Genomic DNA, 20,655 nt, shown 5'->3' with positions numbered 1-20,655 from the left:
TGTCGTGATTATACACCCCCGTAAACAATGAAACGAACGATATTGACGGCTGCGCTGGCAGCCTGCGCGCTCTCTGCGACGGCCCAGATCATGGAGGAGAGGAATCCGGTCCCGATGACGCCCGGAGGAGGCCGCGTCTACCGTACGGAGGTCGTCCCCTACGACGCGCGCCACGACGCCGAGGCCCGCAACCGCGAAGCCGGAGGCTACTGGAAGGCTTTCGAACCCGAGGTGACGATTGCGACCGAAGGTCCTCTTCATGCCGTTCTCGAACAGGAGATCGAGATTCCGTTCGCCTGGACCGACGGCATGGTCTACCTGCACGTGGAAAATCCCGGTTCGGCCTACTCGCTCTGGCTCAACGACCGCCAGGTGGCCGAGGTCAGCGACCCGCTGACGCCCGCGGAGTTCGACCTGACCCCCTTCATCCGCGAAGGCGCCAACGACTTCAAACTGCTGATGCGCAACGACAATCCCGCCCGGCAGCTCGACGCCGCGGCCCCCGTCGTCCGCAAGTCCTTCGAAAACAGCTACCTCTATTACCAGAACAAACGCTCGATCGCCGATTTCGAAATCGGACTGGTGCCCGACTCGCTGGGGCGCGACTTCGGAATGCTCGACCTTAAAATCGTGACGCAGAACGCATACAACTACGAGGAACCCGTCACCGTCGGCTACGACATCTACTCGCCGCAGGGCAAGCTGCTCGAATTCAACATGACCGAAATCACCATCCCGGGCCGCTCGACCGACACGGTGCGCTTCTCGCCGTTCATCTACCACACCTACAAGAACAAATGGGAGGCCGGAAGCAAAACGCCGCCCCTCTACAAGGTGATGCTTTTCACGCGCCGCAACGGAGTCTACAAGGAGTATATGCCCCTGAAGATCGGCTTCGGCAAGACCGAACTCGTCGACGGACGCATCATGCGGCTGGGCAAGGAGCTAAAACCCGTCAAGGCCGGATACAACGCCGCCGCCGACCGCAAGACGACGCTCGCGGAGCTGAAAGCCCTGAAGGCCAAGGGAAAGAACACCATCTGCCCGGACTATCCGCAGCCCGCATGGTTCTACGAGTTGTGCGACTCTCTGGGCCTTTACGTCATCGACCGGGCCAACATCAACGCCCCGGAGCGGAGCGGCGACCGCACCGTCGGGGGCACGCCGTCGAACGACCCTCGGCTTGTCGGCGACTACCTCGAACGCGTGAAGGCGATGTACTACCGTTCGCGCAATTTCACCTGCGTCATCGCCTACTCCCTGGGCGGTCCTTCGGGCAACGGTTACAATATGTACAAGGCCTACCAGTGGCTCAAATCGGTCGAAAAGTCCCGTCCGGTGATCTACTCCGACACCGACGGCGAGTGGAATTCGGACCTGTAAATACGACAACCCAATGAAAAAACTGCTGTTACTGCTGCTCTTCGCCGGCCTGCTCAACACGGGGAGCGTCTTCGGATGGGGACGCGAAGGCCACGAGACGATCGCCAAGATCGCCGAACGCAATCTGACGAAAAAAGCCAAAAAGCGCATCGAGAAGTACCTCGGGGGCCACTCGATCGTCTACTTCGCCAAGTGGATGGACGAATACCGCCACACCCCCGAGTACAAGTTCACCAACAACTGGCACACCGTGCCCGTGAACGCCGGACTGCGTTACGAGGATTCGATGCTCGCGACGGGCGGCAACGCCATCTACGGACTGGAGCAGGCCATCGAGAACCTGAAGAACTACCGCAGCCTCACCGATTCGGCCGTGGAGGTCAACCTCAAGTACATCATCCATCTGGTGGGCGACATGCACTGCCCGGCGCACATCAAGTACACGACGCACGACACGAAATACGACGTGCTGTTCGAGGACAAGTACCACAAGCCGCACAAATTCCCCATCCACAGCGTCTGGGACAACGAGATCATCACCACCACGCGCATCTGGTCGGTCAGCGAGTGGGCCGATGAGCTGGACCGCCTTCCGAAGGCCGAAAGGCAGGCCGTAGCAGCCGGAACGCCGCGCGACTGGCTCCACGACAACGCCGTCGTGTGCGAGGCGCAGTTCGAATGGGCGAAGCCCGGCCAGCGGCTGGGACAGGATTTCCTGAACGAGGCCTTGCCGCTGATCGAGCGCCAGATCCGCAATGCCGGATACCGTCTTGCCCGTGTGCTGAACGAACTGTTCGGATAGCGCCCCCGGCCCCGAAGCCCCGATGCCGCGCCCCGAAGCGCGGCATCGCCGTTTCCGGACGGGAAAAACGATTTGCCCGAACCGAATAAAAAGGCTATCTTTGCGCCGTACTGTGCCCGACCGACGCACAGGCGGAACGCAATGACCATAGAGCTGATCGTCATAGGAAAGACCGACTCGAAAGAGATCGCCGCGCTGGTGGAACTGTATGCCCGGCGCGTGAATCACTATTGCCGGTTCGCCGTCACCGCGCTGCCCGACGTGCGCAACACCAAAAGCATGACCGTCCGACAGCAGCGCACGGCCGAAGGCGAGGCCATCCTGCGCCAGCTTGCCGACGGCGACTACGTGACGCTGCTCGACGAGCGCGGCGAAGAATACCGTTCGGTGGAGTTCGCGCTGTGGCTGCAAAAGCGGCTGAACAGCGGCGTGAAACGCCTGGTACTGGTCATCGGCGGTCCCTACGGCTTCTCGGACGAAGTTTACGCACGCGCCGACGGCAGGCTGTCGCTCTCGCGCATGACCTTCTCCCACCAGATCGTGCGGGCCATCTTCGCCGAACAGATCTACCGGGCCTTCACCATCCTCAACAACGAACCCTACCACCACGAATGATGCAGCAGCGCCCCGTCATAGCCATCCTGACCGCCAACGTTCTCGTAGGCGTGGGACTGCGCTCCATCCTCGAAAAAGCGGCCCCGGCCGCCGACGTGGAACTGTTCGGCAACTTTCAGGAATTTGCGGAGGCCGATCCGGAGCGGTTCATCCATTATTTCGTCACGGCGCAGCTCTTCGCGGCGCACAACGCCTTCTTCCGCGCCCGCAGCCACAGAACCATCCTCCTCGCCAACGGACAGACGCCCGCCGGGGTGCACTGCATCGACGTGCAGACCGACGAGGAGCGTTTCGTGCGCTCGCTCATGCGACTGCAACACAGCGTCCGCCGACCGGAACACGCCCTGCCCGTCCAGCCGCAGGCTGCGCAGCCGCTCACGGAGCGCGAGGCCGAAGTGCTGACGCTCATCGCCGGCGGACTGATCAACAAGCAGGTCGCCGACCGGCTGGGAATCGGCCTGACGACCGTGATCTCCCACCGCCGCAACATCATGGAGAAGCTCGGCATCCGCACCGCCGCCGGGCTGGTGGTCTACGCCCTGGCGGCGGGCTACGTCGATCCCGACGGGATGTGACGCGCCTCCTCATAAATTAGGATTGCACCGACCGAAATAAAACCGTTACTTTGTACTCCCGATAACCGCAACCGATACATGCACCGCAAATCGCTCGTCATACCCCTGTTGCTGCTGGCCTCCGCGGCCGCGGCCCGCACCGCGGGCGGCGACGGCCCGACGCCGGACACGGAGACGGCCGACACGGTGATCGTGGTGGACAAGGTGCAGGTGACGGCCATCAAACAAGGCCTCGTGCTGCGTTCGCAGCCCGTCGCGGCGTCGATCGTCGGCGGCCGCGCCATCGAACGGGGACGCATCGGGGCGGTGAAAAACCTCTCGCAAACGGTTCCCAACTTCCACGCTCCGGACTACGGTTCGCGCATGACCTCGTCGATCTACGTGCGGGGCCTCGGCGCGCGCATCGACCAGCCGGTCATCGGGCTGAATATCGACAACGTCCCGGTGCTCAACAAGGACAACTTCGACACGGAGCTGGCCGACGCCGAACGCATCGAGGTCCTGCGCGGGCCCCAGTCGACGCTCTACGGCCGCAACACGATGGGCGGCGTGGTGAACGTCTACACGCTCTCGCCGCTCACCTACGAGGGCGTGCGGCTGACGGCCGAATACGGCAGCGGGGATTCCTACCGCTTCCGGGCATCGTCCTACTACAAGCTCTCGCCCGACCTCGGAATGGCCGTGACGGGCTATTTCACCCACACGGGCGGCTTCTTCGACAACGACTGCACGGGCGAGAAATGCGACTGGGAGCGTCTGGGCGGAGGACGCTGGAAAACGCAGTGGCGCAACAACCGGGGAGTGCGCATCGACAACACCTTCTCGTTCTCGGCGCTCGACCAGGGAGGTTATCCCTACGCCTACGCCGGCGAGGACATCGTGCGCGACGGCAAGACCGTCATCCGCAACGGCCAGATCAGCTATAACGACCCGTCGTCCTACCGCCGCACAACGGTCAGCGACGGACTCACGGTGCGCTACGACGCCGCGAAATATTCCGTCTCGTCGATCACCTCGTACCAGTACTCCGACGACGAGATGACGCTCGACCAGGACTTCACGCCCGAACCCTGGTTCACGCTCCGGCAGGCCCGGCGCGAACACGCCCTGACCGAGGACATCGTTTTCCGTTCGCACGACGGACGGCGCTACGGCTGGCTGCTGGGCGCCTTCGGTTTCTACCGCCACGGCGTGATGGAAGCCCCGGTGCACTTCAAACGCACGGGCATCGAGGAGCTGATCGTCAAGAACGCCAACGAGCATCTGGGCGCGATCTGGAACGAGGAATACTCGATCTCCGCGGATGAACTGCCGCTCTACTCCGATTTCCGTATGCCCGTGTACGGAGGCGCCGTTTACCACGAGTCGAACCTGCGGCTGGGCCGCTGGCGGCTCACGGCCGGCATCCGTTTCGACGTGGAACACACGTCGCTGGCCTACCACAGCCGGACCGACATGGATTATTTCGTCAGCAAGGAGGGCGGCGCGCCCGCGCCGAAACGCATCTCGATCGACGAGGGGAACCGCATCACCCACACCTACTGCGAAGTGCTGCCGAAGGTCTCGCTGCTCTACGCTTTCGACGAAGTGCGCAACCTCTATATTTCGGTAGCCAAGGGCTACAAGGCCGGGGGATTCAACACGCAGATGTTCTCCGACATCTTGAGCGAAAAGCTCAAATGGCGAATGGCCGGTTCGCAGTACGACGAAGCGGACCTGATGTCCTACGAGCCGGAATACAGCTGGAACTACGAACTGGGCGGCCACTTCTCGTGCATGGACGGCGCCGTGCGGGGCGATTTCGCGGTATTTTACATTGATGTCCGCGACCAACAGCTCACGATCTTCCCGGAGGGACAGAGCACGGGCCGGATGATGACCAACGCGGGCCGCACGCGCAGCGTCGGAGCCGAAGCGGCCCTGCAATTCGCGCCGTGGCGGTCGCTGGAGATCAACACGGCCTACGGATACACCGACGCCCGTTTCGTGCGTTACGACAACGGCATCGAGGATTTCAAGGACAACCGCATCCCTTACGCCCCGCAGCACACCCTCTCGGCCCAGGCGGCATGGACCCTGCCCACGGGCGTCAAGTGGCTCGGCGACGTGGTCCTGCAAGCGGGAGTCCGCTGCGCGGGGCGCATCTGGTGGAACGAGGAGAACACACTTTCGCAGCCCTTTTATGCGTTAGCAGACGCCTCCGTGCGGTTCGAGCACAAGCACTATTCGCTCGACATCTGGGGCCGCAACCTCGGGGGAGCGCGTTACGACGTCTTCTATTTCAAGTCGATCGGCAACGAGTTCGTCCAGCGCGGACGCCCCCGCACCTTCGGCATCACTCTGAATATAAACATCTAACAATACCAACACATGAAAAAAATCCTCTTCCTCCTCTTCGCCGCCGCAGCTTTCGCTGCCTGCAACGACGACGGCGAACCCAAAGTCCGTTACGCCACAACCAATGACGGCATCGAAAACGGATACCTGCAAGGTGCCAACCTGCATTTTTACGGCACCTCGACCGTGACCGACGCCAAAGGCGAAACGTTTACGGACCCGGAAGCCTGGTTCGAATTCGCAGGCGGTCCGGAGAGTTTCTCCCTCTACATGCACAAAACGCGCTTCGCGGCCAACATGCCGGGCGTGGAAATGCGGCTCCAAACGGTCACCTATACCCCGCGCTCAACTTCGTCAGGGAGGAGATCATTCCCTCCGCCCTCAAAGAGAACAATGAAGGCGGAGGATCGAGCTACCGGCCCGTCGAACGCTATAAAATCACCAATCTCACAGGCGCAATCGACGGCGTTGACTGCCGGGTCAGCTTCACCTGCGCCGGCGTTTTTCAGGTAATATACGAAGGGCGACTGATTATCAAAGAATAAATATCCACGAACCATGAAACCCGAATACAAACCTTTCGTAGATGAATTGATCGAACTCTGCATCAGGGAGGACATCGGCGACGGCGACCACACGTCGCTCTCGTGCATCCCGGCCGACGAACACGGACGCATGCGCCTGCTGTGCAAGCAGGAGGGCACGATCGCCGGGATCGAAATCGCGCAACTCGTACTGCAACGCCTCGATCCCGAAATGAAATTCGAACAGATCCTGCACGACGGCGACCGTGTCGCGCCCGGCGACGTGGCCTTTTACGTCTCGGGACGCCTGCGCTCGCTGCTTCAGGCCGAGCGCATCCTGCTGAACATCATGCAGCGCATGAGCGGCGTGGCGACCCAGACCGCCGTTTATGTCAAGCGGCTGGAGGGACTTCGTACCAAGGTCCTCGACACGCGCAAGACCACGCCCGGCATGCGCGTGCTGGACAAGATGGCCGTGAAGATCGGCGGCGGCGAGAACCACCGCATGGGGCTGTTCGACATGATCCTGCTGAAGGACAACCACATCGACTTCGCCGGCGGCATCCGCCCCGCGATCGAAGGTGTGCGCCGATACCTCGCGGCCAAAGGCAAGACGATCCCCATCGAGTGCGAGGTCCGCACGCTGGAAGACATCGACGAGGTGTTCGCGGCGGGCGGCGTCGACCGCATCATGTTCGACAACTTCACTCCCGAAATGACCCGCCGGGCGGTCGAGAAGGTCGCCGGACGCTGCGAGACCGAATCGAGCGGCGGCATCACGCTCGACACGATGCGCGACTATGCCGAGTGCGGCGTCGACTTCATCTCGGTGGGCGCGCTGACGCACCAGATCAAGTCGCTCGACATGTCGCTGAAGGCCTGCGAATAGAGGATGAAACGCCTGCTCCATACGCCGCTGGCGCTGCTCGTGTGGCGCATCGCACTGCTCTACGCGGCGCTGATGCTCTGCCGCGCGGCGTTCTGGGTCTACAACGCCGCCCTGCTCGGTCCGCCGGAGTGGAGCGAACTGGGGCAGCTCGTGGCCGGGTCGCTGAAATTCGACACCGCGTCGGTCGTCTATGCCGACGGCGTGTTCATCCTGCTGTCGCTCCTGCCCCTGCACCTGCGCGAACGGCGCTGGTACCGGGGCATGCTGTTCTGGTATTACGTGATCGTCAACGCCGTGCTGATCGCAGCGGCGAACCTCGCCGACACGGTCTATTTCCGCTACACGCAGAAGCGTTTCACGGCCGACGAAATTTTCTTCGCCGACAACGACAACTCGTTGCAGCTGGCCGGAAAGTTCATGGCCGAAAACTGGTATCTCGTGCTGCTGTGGGCGGGACTCGTGGCGTTGCTGGCGTGGGGTTACCGCCGCCGGACGCACGAGGAGAGCGTTTTCAGCCGCGGCTGGGCCTACTATGCCGGCGGCACGGCCGTCTTCGCCCTCGCGGCGGGGCTGAGCGTCGCCGGGATGCGCGGCGGCATGACCCGCATGACCCGTCCGATCACCCTTTCCAACGCCATGCTCTACACGGCGGACAGCGGCAAGGCCAATCTGATTTTAAGCAACCCGTTCTGCATCCTGCGCACCATCGGCAGCGCGGGAAGCGTCAAATACAGGAAATATTTCACCCCGGAGGAATTGCCGCAGCGCTTCACGCCCGTGCACCGGCCCGCCGACAGCGCGGCGGTCGATCTCACAGGCCGCAACGTGATGATTTTCATCATGGAGAGCATGTCGGCCGAGCACTCCGCGTTCCTCCATCCGGAACTCTACGCCGACCTCCCGGAAAAAGGCTTCACGCCGTTCCTCGATTCACTGATGCTCAATGGCCTGACATTCAAACGGATGTACGCCAACGGCTCGCGTTCGATCCAGGCCATGCCCTCGGTGCTGGGAAGCATCCCCTCGTTCCGCACGCCGTTCGTACTGATGCCCCAATCGTTGGGCGAGAGCCGCCAGCTGCCCGCCATGCTGGCGGACAAAGGCTATGCGACGGCCTTCTTCTGCGGCTCGGAACGCGGCTCGATGGGCTTCGGGGCCTATGCCCGTTCGGCAGGCGTCGAGCGGCTCGTAAGCCGCGAGGACTACGAGGCGAAGCACGGAACAAGGGATTTCGACGGCTACTGGGGCATCTGGGACGAAGAGTTCCTGCAATTCACGGGCGAGGAGCTGACGGCGATGCCCGAACCCTTCTTCGCCGCGCTGTTCACCCTCTCGTCGCACCACCCGTTCGTCGTACCCGAAAAGTACGCCGCGACGCTGCCCGAGGGCTACACCCGGATTCACAAGGGCGTCGCCTACGACGACCGGGCGTTCCGCCTCTTCTTCCAGCGCTTCGGCGGCGAGGAGTGGTTCCGCCGCACGATCTTCGTCTTCGTGGCCGACCACGTGTCGTCGGAGAAATTCGCGGAGGAGACGCGCTCCTACCCGGGCAACATGCACGTCATCGGCTTCATCTACACCCCCGACGGCGCCCTGCGGGGCGAGGTCGGCGAGATCACGCAGCAACTGGACATCATGCCCACCCTGCTGGGGCTCACGGGCAACCGGAAGCCTTATTTCGCATTCGGGCGCGACGTGCTGAACGAACCGCAGCGGCCCCGCTGGTCGGTCAGCTACGACGGACGGTTCCGCGCGCTGACCGGCGAAGGCGCAATCGTGCTCGACGATTCGGACATGGATGTGCAGGAATGCCCGGCCACCCCGGCCGCCGACAGTCTGGCACAGAATTTCCGGGCGCTGGTCCAGCAGTATTACACCCATATCGAGAAAAAGAGCTATACGGCAAATGATTGAATTCAAACCCGTGCGCCTCGAAGACCGGGCGGTCATCGAGCGTTATACCATGCCCTCGGGCATCTGCAACTGCGACCTCGCCTTCGCCAACATGTACTGCTGGCAGGCGGTGTTCCACAGCGCGTGGGCCGAGATCGGCGGATTCCTGGTGATCCGCTTCCAGATCGACGGCGGCGAGCGCATCGGTTACATGCAGCCCGTAGGCGAAGGCGACTTCGGCCCGATCCTCCCCCTCCTGCGCGAAGACGCCCACGCCCACGGACAGCGGCTGCGGATCATCGGCCTGACGGACGAAGGCCGCGACACGATCCGCCGGATCGTTCCCTGCCATTTCGCGTTCGAGTCGGACCGCGCGCTGGAGGATTACGTCTACAACGCCGACGATCTTCGCAACCTTGCCGGACGCCGCTATCAGCCCAAGCGCAACCACATCAACCGCTTCACGGCCGAATATCCCGACTACCGCTACGAAGAGCTGACGCCCGACCGCTTCGGGGAGTGCATGGCCCTCGAGCGCGAATGGCGCAAGGCCCACGAAGGCCACACCTCGGAGCTGTGCGCCGAGCAGCGGGCCATGCAGCGGGCCTTCGAACATTTCGAAGAACTGGGGCTGATCGGCGGTTGCATCTACGTCGGCGACCGCCTCGCGGCCTTCACCTACGGCTCGGCGGTCAACGACCACACCTTCGACACCCACGTAGAGAAGGCCGACACGGAGTTCGACGGCGCTTTCACGATCATCAACAAACTCTTCGCACAGCACCTCCCCGAACGTTTCACGCTGATCAACCGCGAGGAGGACCTCGGGCTGGACGGACTGCGGCAGGCCAAACTCTCCTACCACCCGGCGTTCCTCCAGCACAAATTCGCGGCGATCTGCATGCACCCCGACGAAGTGGCCTGCAAAGAGCTTTGGATGAAGGCCTTCGGCGACGACGAGCAGTTCGCCGACTCGTTCATCATGCGCTATTACTCCCGCCGCCGGATGCTGACGGCCGAGGCCGAAGGCCGCATGGCGGCGATGCTCCACCTCCTGCCGTTCCGGACGGAGCTGGGCCGCACGACCTATATTTATGGCGTAGCGACGGACCCGGCGTTCCGGGGACGCGGACTGGCTTCGCAGCTGATGCGCGAAGCGATGCGGCTCATCGCGGAGCGCGGCGACGATGCGGCGTTCCTCATCCCGACGCCCGGCAAGGAGTGGCTCCGGGAATTTTACGGACGCTTCGGGTTCGCTGGCGACGTTCCGGCGAGGTTCGTTTCCGCAGACCGCTTCGACTTCGGCACGGGCGACGCGGCCGCCGACCGGGCGATGGTCTGGCGGCGCGACTCCTCGGTTCCGCTCCCCGAACAGCTCACCGCCTCCTGGCGTTCATAGCCTCCGGAACTCACCTCTGCGAGCGTCTTTTCGGCCTGCGCCGGAATCCGTCCGCCACACTGCCGCTCCCGGCGCAGGCGACAGCCCGCCCCGAGCGGCCGGGACCGGTTCCGACAACACCTCCGGTTCCGCCCGCCACTCTTCTCCGCCATGCCGTTTTCCGAGCTGCCGTCACCGAAAAACAGACGCCCGACAGTTTCGCTTCACAACCATTCCACGAATCAATGGCAACGAAAAAGAGATGAAAGGGAAATGGCAAATCTACCAAACGAAACACGACTAAAAATTAAAATTTTTTATTTGCAAAAAAAATCATCCGATTTTGTTTTTTAATAAAATAAGTTTAATTTTGAAATGTATTCGAAACACAATCGAAACACAAACAAGTTATATTTGAAAAGTTTTTCAGACAGAAGCGACACGGTAAACAGATGGTTACCATATATATAATGGAAGATGCGAAGGCCGGCAGGGCCGCAAACGGAGACTTCGGGACGGAGTCCCCGACCGGGTCTTTCCGGGCCTTCGAGGTGTCCAAACAACCGGATTTACAAAACGCGGACAAATAAAAAAATTATAATCGAAGAACTTAAAATGAAAAACGTATTAAAGTATCTGTTACTGGCACTCATCGCCGTCTCGCAACTCTTCGCCTGCGGCGGCAGCGATGACGAAAAGACCCCCGCGGATAATTTCGACGTGCAATTCACGGTTCCGGGGTCGGTAGACGTCACCGAAGGCGGCGAGTGCACTTTCGCCGTAAGTGGGGGGGGGAAATCGCCCCTGACCACAGACACATTCATTCTTGAGTCGGACGCAGGCATCTCCTACGTCTGCCCCATCGTCAACACCTCTTCCGACAGTTTCACCGTACGCCTGGCCGACGGGTGTGAAACGGGTTACTACAAAGTCTTCGTCAAAAGAGACGCGCGCAAAAAATCGTTCGGAAGAATCTACATCAACATCGTCGAAGACATAGATTTCAAACCGGATGCAGGCACCACGGTCTACGGGATCGTGTCGTCGGCCGGCGTCGGCGTGGAGAACGTCGTGGTCTCCGACGGCGCGGAGGTGACCGTCACGAACGAGAAGGGCATCTACCAGCTCAAATCGGCCAAAAAGTGGGGATATGTCTTCATCTCCGTCCCGAGCGGCTACGAAGTTCCGTCCGTCGGGGTGCTCCCGCAGTTCCACCGCGCGCTCAAAAACAGCGCCGACGTCGTCGAACGGGCCGACTTCAAGCTCGAAAAGGTCGACGGACAGGACTCCTACAAGATCTTCATGCTGGGCGACATGCACCTCGCCAACCGAACGGGCGACCTGGGACAGTTCGCCCAGTTCACCTCCGACCTTACGGACTACATGACCCGCCACAAGGGCGAGAAGATGTATGCGCTCACCCTCGGGGACATGACCTGGGACCTCTACTGGTATTCGAACAGCTACTATTTCCCCCAGTACCTGAACACCGTCAACAGCCAGATCAAGAATCTGCAGATCTTCCACACCATGGGCAACCATGACAACGACTTCCAGACCAGGTCGGACTACGATGCGGCGGTCAAATATGTGGATCAGATCTGCCCGACCTACTATTCATTCAACATCGGCAAGGTCCATTACGTCGTCATGGACGACATTGATTGCAGCAGCTACGACGGGAGCACTTCCCGCAACTATGTCAAGAGCCTCTCCGCCGAGCAGCTGGACTGGCTGGCGAAAGACCTGTCGCACGTGGCCAAGACGACCCCCGTCGTCGTTGCCATGCATGCGCAGGTGTTCTATCCGACCACATCGGGATTCAAGATCGACCACGATCAGGTCAACACCCTGCGGCTTTTCGACATCCTCGACGGATATACCGTCCGCTTCGTGACGGGGCATACCCACAAACTTTTCAACGTGACGCCCGACGCTCCGATCGTGGACGGGCATAACTTCCGGGAGTATAACTCCGGCTCGGTATGCGCTTCGTGGTGGTGGTCCGGCAACCTCACGCCCGGAATCCACATCGGAACCGACGGAACTCCGGGCGGCTACGGCATCTGGGATGTCACGGGAACCGATTTCCAATGTCTCTACAAATCGACCGGATGGCCCGAAGAGTACCAGTTCCGCAGCTACGACCTGAACAACGTGCATTTTTCGATGGCCGACGTTCCGCTGATGCCTTCCGACATCTCCGCTTCGGTCAAGAACGCCTATATGCAATATGTCAACGCCTATCCGCAGAACAACGACAACGAGGTGCTGATCAACATCTGGAACTGGAATTCGGACTGGACGTTGAGCGTCGTCGACGAAAACCGCAAGACGCTGCCCTACACCGAAGTCTGGGCCTACGACCCGCTCCATATCGCGGCGCTCTCGGTCAAGCGGTTCAACAACGCGGGACTCAAGTCGACCCCGTCGTTCATCACCGACAAGTTCACGCACTTCTTCAAGGTGAAGGCGGACGATGCGGACACCGACCTTGTGATCACCGTCAAGGACGAATTCGGAAACGAGTGGACCGAAAACATGCAGCGGCCGAAAGCATTCTCCACGGATGCCTACCGACGCAAGTGATTTTCGCTACATACCCAACCACAATCATCATTTACTAACCAACAAACACAGATCTTATGAGAGTATTAAGACCACTGGTTCTATCTCTTCTTCTGGTATTGGGAGGGGGAATAACAGCCCTTTCGGCCCAGAACAGGGAGGTGTCGGGAAAAGTCCTCGACGCCAATCAACAGCCGCTCGTGGGTGTAGCCGTTCTGGTCGATGGTACGACCAAAGGCGTCACAACCTCTGAAAACGGCACCTTCAAAATCCAGGTTCCGTCGGGAGAAGCCGTTCTCCAGGTCACCTGCCTGGGTTACCTGCCCCAGAAAGTGACGGTTCCCTCAAGCCGGAACAGCATCACGATCTACCTGCAAGAGGACGCCATCATGCTCGATGCAACCGTCGTAATCGGCTACGGCACGCAGAAAAAAGTCAACCTGACCGGCGCCGTTGCGACCGTAGGGAGCAAGGAGCTCGAAAACCGCGTCACCCATTCGCTGGGCAGCATGTTGCAGGGTTCCGTAGCGGGTCTCAACATCACCACCTCCTCGGGTAAACCCGGCAGCACGCCGGCGATCAACATCCGCGGCGTCAACTCGATCAACTCGGCCGACCCGCTCGTGCTGATCGACGGCGTGGTGGGCGACCTGAACCGCGTCAACCCCAACGACGTGGAGTCGATCTCGGTCATCAAGGACGCTTCGGCGGCAGCCGTCTACGGCGCCCGCGCAGCCTTCGGCGTCATCCTGGTCACCACCAAGAACGGCTCGGCCCAGGACGGCAAGGCGACGGTGCGTTACAGCGGCCGTTTCGGCTGGGAGGAGGCCACGACCTCGACCGACTACGAGAACCGCGGTTACTGGTCGGTCTATACGGTCAACAAGTTCTGGCAGGCCGACTCCGGAACGAACTATGTCAAATACAACGATCACGACATGCAGCAGCTGCTGGCGCGCGTGAACGACAGGACCGAGCATCCCGACCGTCCGTGGGTCGTCGAAGAGATCCGCAACGGCCGCAAACAGTGGGTCTACTACGGCAACTACGACTGGTGGGACATGCTCTTCCAGCAGCGTCGGCCCGTGCAGCAGCACAACATCTCGCTCAGCGGCGGCACGAAGGACATCAAATACCTCGTCTCGGGCGCCTATGACCGCCAGGAAGGTATTCAGCGCGCACATCCCGACGTGTATAACAAATACAACCTGCGTGCGAAACTCGATTTTCGGATCAACCGGTGGGCAACGCTCTCGAACAACACGTCGTTCTTCTCGTCGAATTACAAGTCTCTGGGAGACGGCAGCGTAGACAACACCATCGCTTACAGCGCCCGCCACGCACTGGCCAACTTCCCCATGAAGAACCCCGACGGATCGTGGCTTTACAGCACGCCGTATCTCGATTACAAGATCGCCAACGGACGCCACATCCTGCTCAACGAGGGCACGCACCGCAACGTCGACCGCTCGAACGACTTCTCGAACACGACACGCCTGGTCATCACGCCGTTCAAGACGTTGAGCATCACGGGTGACTTCACCTACCGCCTCTACCAGAACCGCAATACGAGCCGCAGTTCCGCAATGAACTACCGCGAATACCCCGACGGGCCGCTGCTCGCCTACGACACGGGCGCCGGCATGAACCAGCTCGACGAAGTGGTTCAGACGCGCAACTACTATTCGGCCAATGTCTACGCCAACTACGACGAAACGTTCGGCGAGGCGCACCACGTGTCGGCAACCGCCGGATTCAACTACGAAACGTGGTCCAGCAAGAACGTCTCGGTGGCAGGCATCAACCTCTCCTCCATAAACCTCGACGACCTGAATCTAGCAACGGGCTCTCCCACGGAGGGCGCTTACGGCGGCGGCCAGAACGAATACGCCCTGGCAGGCTTCTTCGCCCGTATCAACTACGACTACAAAGGGCGCTACCTCTTCGAGGTGAGCGGACGCTACGACGGATCGTCGCGTTTCGCACCGGGCAACCGCTGGGGCCTGTTCCCCTCGGCATCGGCCGGATGGCGCATCTCCGAGGAGCCGTTCTTCGGCAACGCCAAAGACCTGGTGGACAACCTCAAGCTGCGCGCTTCGTTCGGCAGCCTGGGCAACCAGAACGTGTCGTCCTACTACACCTACATGCGCCTGATCACGAACAAGGATTTCAGCAACTACACCTTCGACGGCAGCATAAAGGGCAAATACTCCTCGCTGGGCGCCCCCGTAGCCTCCGACCTGACCTGGGAAACCGCCCAGCAGTGGGACCTGGGTCTGGATCTCACCATGCTGAACAACCGGCTCAACTTCACCGGCGACGTCTACATCCGCGACACGAAGGACATGCTGACCGACGGAATGGCGCTGCCCGGCGTATACGGGGCCGATTCGCCCAGCATGAACTCCGCCGAACTGCGCACGAAGGGTTATGAACTCTCCGTCAGCTGGCGCGACCAGTTCAAACTCGCCGGCAAACCGTTCGAATACAGCGTCGGTTTCAACCTCAGCGACTACAAGAGCGTCATCACCAAATACGACAACAACCCGAACAAGTCATTGACCAACCTGACAAAGGGAGATTATTACGTCGGCATGGAGATCGGCGAAATCTGGGGCTTCAAGACCGACGGGTTCTTCAAGACCACCGAAGAGGCGCAGGCCTATGCCAAAGAGGTCGACCTGAGTTACAGCACGGGCCGTCTGACCGGCGGCTGGCAGGCCGGCGACCTGAAGTTCGTCGACCTCGACGGCAACGGCGTCTGGGGAGTCGGCAACGACACCGTCGACAAGCCGGGCGACCGGACGATCCTGGGCAACTCGCTCCCGACGCTCTCCTACGGTATCAACGCCTCGATCCGCTGGATGGGCTTCGACGCTTCGGTCTTCTTCCAGGGAACCGGCAACCACTACTGGTATCCCCACGGAGAAATGATGCCTTTCTGGGGCTGCTATTCCTATCCCTACCTCTCCTACCTCCCGACGGATTTCCTCGGCAAGGTATGGGCGGAGGACAATCCCGACTCCTATTTCCCGCGCGCAAGAGCCTATTCTTCATCGGGAGGTTATCTGAGCAAGGTCAACGACCGTTACCTGCAAAATATCCGCTACCTGCGCCTGAAAAACCTGACCGTCGGCTACACGATCCCCGCGACCCTCACCAAGAAGGCCGGCATCGACCAGATCCGCATCTATTTCTCGGGCGAGAACCTCTGCTACTGGTCGCCGCTCAAAAAGAACTCCAAGTACGTCGATCCCGAAGCGGCTATCAACCGTTCCGGCGTGAACAACAACGCCTACTATCCGTGGGCCAAGACGTTCATGTTCGGCATCGACATCACCTTCTAATAATTTCAAAATCCGAATACCATGAAGCGATTAATCATACTGGCAGCAACGCTGATTGCAGGATTATCGGCCTGCGACTCCCTGCTGGACAAAGAACCGTTGGATCGGGTGACGCAGTTCGACTATTTCAAGACGAGAAGCGACCTGGAACTCTTCTCCAATCCCTTTTACGACAACCTGCTGGACAAGACGCCCTACGATGAGCAGAACGACCTGCTCGTTCAGATGACCCTCTCCGATGTTCTCTACGGAGGCGACAAGCGCACCGTTCCGAACACCGGCGGCGGCTGGTCGTGGGGCAACCTGCGCCGCATAAACACCCTGCTGGAATATGTCGATCAATGCGAGGACAAGAAGGCTGTGACCGAGTATACGGCCCTGGCCAAATTCTTCCGCGCCGCCTTCTATTTCGACAAGGTGAAACGCTTCGGCGACGTGCCCTGGTACGAGGTGCAGCTCGGCTCGGCAGACGAAGCGCTCTACAAACCGCGCGATTCACGCGAACTGATCATGACCAATATGATCAAGGATATCGACGAAGCCATCAACAGCGGCGGTCTTACGGAGGATATATCGACCTACCGCGTCAACAAATGGGCGGCGCTGGCGCTGAAAGCGCGGTTCTGCCTCTTCGAGGGAACCTACCGCAAATACCACGGCATCAACCTCGAAGGACATGACTACACCTATTATCTGGAGGAAGCCGCCAAGGCCGCCAAAACGATCATCGACGAAGGTCCCTACAAGCTCTACTCCACCAAAACTCCGGACAAGGACTACATGATGCTCTTCGCACAGGAGAATGCCAGCACCGAAGAGTATATCCTCGCCATCCGGAACAGCTACGAGGCCCAGGTCTACCACAATGCGACGGCCTACACGCTGCTGCCGACACAGGGCCGCCCGGGCTACACCCGCAAATTCATCAACATGTACCTGATGAAGGACGGCACGGCATTCACCGACAAATTTAAGACAGAGTGGCAAACAATGCCTTTCACCGAGGAGGTGAAGGACCGCGACCCGCGCCTGGCGCAGTCGATCCGCACCCCGGGTTACAAACGCATCGGCGCCAAGCGAGTACAGGGTCCCGATCTCGGCGTCACGATCACCGGCTACCAACCCATCAAATTCGTTCAGGACACGACGGCCTCGGGAGGACAGATCGACCGCAACGACCGTTCGACCTGCGACATGCCGGTTTTCCGCTATGCCGAAGTGCTGCTCAACTATGCCGAAGCCAAGGCCGAACTGGGATCGCTCTCGGATGATGATCTGAATATCACCATCAACGAAATCCGAAGCCGGGTGGGGATGCCAGCCCTCACCATGAAGTATCTCCACGACAAACAACCCGACTGGTATCTTTCGTCCGAGGAGTACGGCTATCCCAACGTGACCGGCCCCAACCAAATCGTAAACGCCATTCTGGAAATCCGCCGCGAACGGGCCGTCGAGCTGATCCAGGAGGGTTTCCGTCTTCAGGATCTGTATCGCTGGAAAGCCGGCTATTGCATCGACCAGGCCATTTCCGGCATGTATTTCCCGGGCCCCGGCGAATACAAGCTTGCGGGCAAAGAAACGGCCGATCTGATTCTCTATGCGGCAGGAAGCACCAAACCCCAGGGCGGCGAAGGAGTTTCGGTATACGAACTCGGTTCGGACATCATCCTCTCCGAGGGGAACAAAGGCTATGTCTACTATCACAAAACCGTAGAGAATCTGCGCACTCCGTTCAACGAGGAACGCGATTACCTCTACCCGATTCCCAGCGGCGAGCGTTCGCTCAACCCGAACCTCACGCAGAATCCGGGATGGAGCGACGGACTCGATTTTTAAGTCGGAAATAACCTAAAAAACAAGATTATGAGATTTGTAAAATATATGACAGCCCCGATCCTCATGGCGGCCCTGTGTTCCTTCTGGGGCTGCGACAAGGATGAGGACCACCTTTCCGAAGCTGTTCTGGCGAGCGCCAACACCTTGAATTTCGAAGCGGAAAGAGCGGCGGAAAAGATCATCACCATCTATGCCGACGCCGACTGGGTGACGGAAGTCCCCGACTGGGTGACGGTCACGCCCAACTCGGGAACCGGCGTCATGGACGTGACGATTTCGGTGACCGACAACATGCGCGACGGCGCGGAGGACAATCCCCGCAAGGCCACCCTCGTCTTCAAGGGACGGACTCTTGCAAGCCGCGCACAGGTGCTCATCACGCAGAACGGAGACAAATACCGCGATGTGAAGGAGTACACGGCAGGTGAACTCGCCGCCCTGGCGGACGAAACGGTCATTTCCGTACCGTCGGCGATCGTCGTGGCCGTGACGACCAAAGGCTTCGTCATCAGCGACGACAAAAACACGGACAATATCTTCGTCTCGGACGCCACGACGGTTGCCGTCGGCGACAAGATTTCGCTCTTGGGCACCAAGTCATCCGACTCGCAGAAACTCGCTACGGTAATCGACTGCGACGAGGTGACGGTTCTGTCCGGCGGAGCGGTGAACTACCCCGAACCGGAGGACATCAGCGCAAAGATCGACGACTACACCTCCTCCAAACGGGGATACGTCACCGTCAAGGGCGTTTTCAACGGCAGCACCCTCACCGTTTCGGAGGATGCCAAGTACTCGGTCAGCGTCGTGGACGCCCCGTCGAGTCTGGGCCTTTCCGCCCTGACCGGCCATATCGTAACCGTCACCGGCTACTACGCCGGTTTGGCCGAGCCTGTACAGCGCATCATGGCCACCGATGTCGAGGACAACGGCCTGAACGAGATCGTCTATTTCCTGGAGAACTTCGAATGGCTCGAACCGTGGTCCGTAGCAAGCGGTGTCGGCCAAACGGTCGAGACGGATAACCTCGATGCAAAAGCGACAGCGCTTACCTCCATAACTGTCGATGGAGTGACTGCATTCGACGCTGTCGAAAAACTCGGTTACAAGTTTATCTACGACAAGAACGACAACAAACGCATCTACCTCCAGCAGAACTACCTCAAATTCGGCAAGACCGGCAATCACGCAGGTATCATTCTTCCTCCGATAGACAGGGTTCCCGAAGCAAAGGACAATGTGACACTCTCGTTCGACTGGTGCGGAATGCGCCAGGGGTCCGGCAAGATCGACCCCGTCAATCTGATCGTCATCTTCGAGAACGGCAGCGACAAAGTGCAGATCGACATACCCGAACTGGGATGGGAGGATGGTCACAAGCTCGAATGGGTTCGCGCCGAAGTCAGCCTGAAGGGCATTACGGTCAACAAGGATACGAAGATCACCATTACGCAGACGCAGTGGGAAGTCGGAACAGCCAACCGCTGGTTCCTCGACAATATCAAAATATCCGAACCGATCAAACTCTGATAACAGGAACCCTGTAAAACGAAATCAGCCGTTGACCCGTGAGTCAACGGCTGATTTTTTTCAGCGGAGGCGCAAAAAAAACCGAAGTTTTCGCTCCGTTCCGCCGGCTACCGGCCCGCTCGCCGGAGGAAACACTCGATCGTGTTCTCCATCAAGCAGCAGATCGTCATAGGCCCGACGCCGCCCGGCACGGGCGTGATCACCGAGGCCTTGGGTTCGATGGCCGCAAAATCGACATCGCCGCACAGTTTGCCCGTCTCCGGGTCGCGGTTCACCCCCACGTCGATCACCACGGCGCCCGGCGACACCATCTCCGCCGTGACGAACTTCGGCCGCCCGATGGCCACCACCAGAATCTCCGCCCCGCGCGTCACTTCGGCGAGGTTGCGCGTACGACTGTGGGCCATCGTCACCGTAGCGTTCGCGTCCAAGAGCAGTTTAGACACGGGAAGCCCCACGATATTGCTGCGGCCGATCACCACGGCGCGCTTGCCGGCGATCTCCACGCCTGCGGCCCGCAGCATCTTGAGAATGCCTTTCGGGGTGCAGGGGAGCGTGCAGGGCTGTTTCTGCCACAGCGCCGCAACGTTCAGGGGATGGAAGCCGTCGACATCCTTCTGTTTGTCGATGGCGGCGATCACCTTGTCCTCGTCGATATGTTTCGGAAGGGGCAGCTGGACCAGAATGCCGTCCACCTCGTCGTCGAGGTTCAGGGCCGTGATGATGTCCAGCAGTTCGGCCTCGGAAACGGACTCGGGCTTTCGGATCGTGGTATTGCGGATGCCCACCTCGGCCGAAGCCTTGGCCTTGCCCGTCACATAGCTCACGCTGCCGGGGTCCTCGCCCACGAGGATGACAACCAGATGGGGCACACGGCCGTATTTCGCGGGGAAGGTCTTCACCTCGTCCGCCATTTCAAGTTTCAGTTTCGCTGAAAGTTCTTTTCCGCTGATTATTTTTGCCATATATCGCTCG

Annotated in this window: 14 protein-coding genes; 13 read left to right on the top strand and 1 reads right to left on the bottom strand. The window is 60.1% G+C overall.

Features of this window, described 5'->3' with window-relative positions; translation table 11 throughout:
• The first annotated feature begins 27 nt into the window (after positions 1-27).
• The 13 genes from BHV64_RS00270 (at position 28) to BHV64_RS00210 (ending at position 19,680) form a co-directional block, all read left to right on the top strand.
• A complete protein-coding gene (locus BHV64_RS00270) occupies positions 28-1,383 on the top strand; it encodes a glycoside hydrolase family 2 TIM barrel-domain containing protein (protein ID WP_022061292.1) in 1,356 nt (451 codons plus the stop codon).
• Between the two features lie 13 nt (positions 1,384-1,396).
• Positions 1,397-2,185 carry a S1/P1 nuclease gene (locus BHV64_RS00265; RefSeq protein ID WP_217727257.1) on the top strand — a complete coding sequence of 263 codons (789 nt, stop codon included), beginning with the start codon at positions 1,397-1,399 and terminating at the stop codon, positions 2,183-2,185.
• A 141-nt stretch (positions 2,186-2,326) separates the two neighbouring features.
• Positions 2,327-2,800, top strand: coding sequence for a 23S rRNA (pseudouridine(1915)-N(3))-methyltransferase RlmH (gene rlmH, locus BHV64_RS00260; RefSeq protein ID WP_022061294.1), 474 nt, complete (start codon positions 2,327-2,329; stop codon positions 2,798-2,800).
• Positions 2,800-3,375 carry a helix-turn-helix transcriptional regulator gene (locus BHV64_RS00255; protein ID WP_195579541.1) on the top strand — a complete coding sequence of 192 codons (576 nt, stop codon included), beginning with the start codon at positions 2,800-2,802 and terminating at the stop codon, positions 3,373-3,375. The genes rlmH and BHV64_RS00255 overlap by 1 nt, the downstream gene beginning before the upstream one ends.
• A 78-nt stretch (positions 3,376-3,453) precedes the next feature.
• A complete protein-coding gene (locus tag BHV64_RS00250) occupies positions 3,454-5,733 on the top strand; it encodes a TonB-dependent receptor (protein WP_217727256.1) in 2,280 nt (759 codons plus the stop codon).
• A gap of 12 nt (positions 5,734-5,745) precedes the next feature.
• Positions 5,746-6,225, top strand: coding sequence for a hypothetical protein (locus BHV64_RS00245; RefSeq protein ID WP_288115438.1), 480 nt, complete (start codon positions 5,746-5,748; stop codon positions 6,223-6,225).
• Positions 6,226-6,270: 45 nt separating this feature from the next.
• Positions 6,271-7,125 (top strand): carboxylating nicotinate-nucleotide diphosphorylase, encoded by an 855-nt coding sequence (gene nadC / locus BHV64_RS00240; RefSeq protein ID WP_015547957.1) that lies wholly within the window; start codon positions 6,271-6,273, stop codon positions 7,123-7,125.
• A 3-nt stretch (positions 7,126-7,128) separates the two neighbouring features.
• Positions 7,129-9,039, top strand: coding sequence for an LTA synthase family protein (locus BHV64_RS00235; RefSeq protein ID WP_288115436.1), 1,911 nt, complete (start codon positions 7,129-7,131; stop codon positions 9,037-9,039).
• Positions 9,032-10,417, top strand: a complete 1,386-nt coding sequence (locus BHV64_RS00230; protein ID WP_217727253.1) for a GNAT family N-acetyltransferase — start codon at positions 9,032-9,034, stop codon at positions 10,415-10,417. Before BHV64_RS00235 ends, BHV64_RS00230 begins: the two co-directional genes overlap by 8 nt.
• 594 nt (positions 10,418-11,011) lie before the next feature.
• A complete protein-coding gene (locus BHV64_RS00225; RefSeq protein ID WP_168949013.1) occupies positions 11,012-12,985 on the top strand; it encodes a calcineurin-like phosphoesterase C-terminal domain-containing protein in 1,974 nt (657 codons plus the stop codon).
• Between the two features lie 56 nt (positions 12,986-13,041).
• Entirely contained in the window at positions 13,042-16,311 is a 3,270-nt protein-coding gene (locus BHV64_RS00220) for a SusC/RagA family TonB-linked outer membrane protein (RefSeq protein WP_288115434.1), read from the top strand.
• Between the two features lie 21 nt (positions 16,312-16,332).
• Positions 16,333-18,150: a RagB/SusD family nutrient uptake outer membrane protein gene (locus tag BHV64_RS00215; protein ID WP_288115433.1), complete on the top strand. Its 1,818-nt coding sequence runs from the start codon at positions 16,333-16,335 to the stop codon at positions 18,148-18,150.
• A 27-nt stretch (positions 18,151-18,177) separates the two neighbouring features.
• Complete coding sequence (locus BHV64_RS00210; RefSeq protein ID WP_288115432.1) at positions 18,178-19,680, top strand: BACON domain-containing protein; 1,503 nt, start codon at positions 18,178-18,180, stop codon at positions 19,678-19,680.
• A gap of 107 nt (positions 19,681-19,787) precedes the next feature.
• Here BHV64_RS00210 and folD read toward each other — a convergent pair whose 3' ends face one another.
• Entirely contained in the window at positions 19,788-20,645 is an 858-nt protein-coding gene (gene folD, locus BHV64_RS00205) for a bifunctional methylenetetrahydrofolate dehydrogenase/methenyltetrahydrofolate cyclohydrolase FolD (protein WP_015547964.1), read from the bottom strand.
• Positions 20,646-20,655 lie beyond the last annotated feature (10 nt).

Source organism: Alistipes sp. 56_sp_Nov_56_25 (assembly GCF_001915285.1).
GTDB classification, from domain to species: Bacteria; Bacteroidota; Bacteroidia; order Bacteroidales; family Rikenellaceae; genus Alistipes; species Alistipes shahii.
The sequence above is the reverse complement of the archived record's forward strand: the minus strand, read 5'-3'. Positions and strand labels throughout refer to the sequence as shown.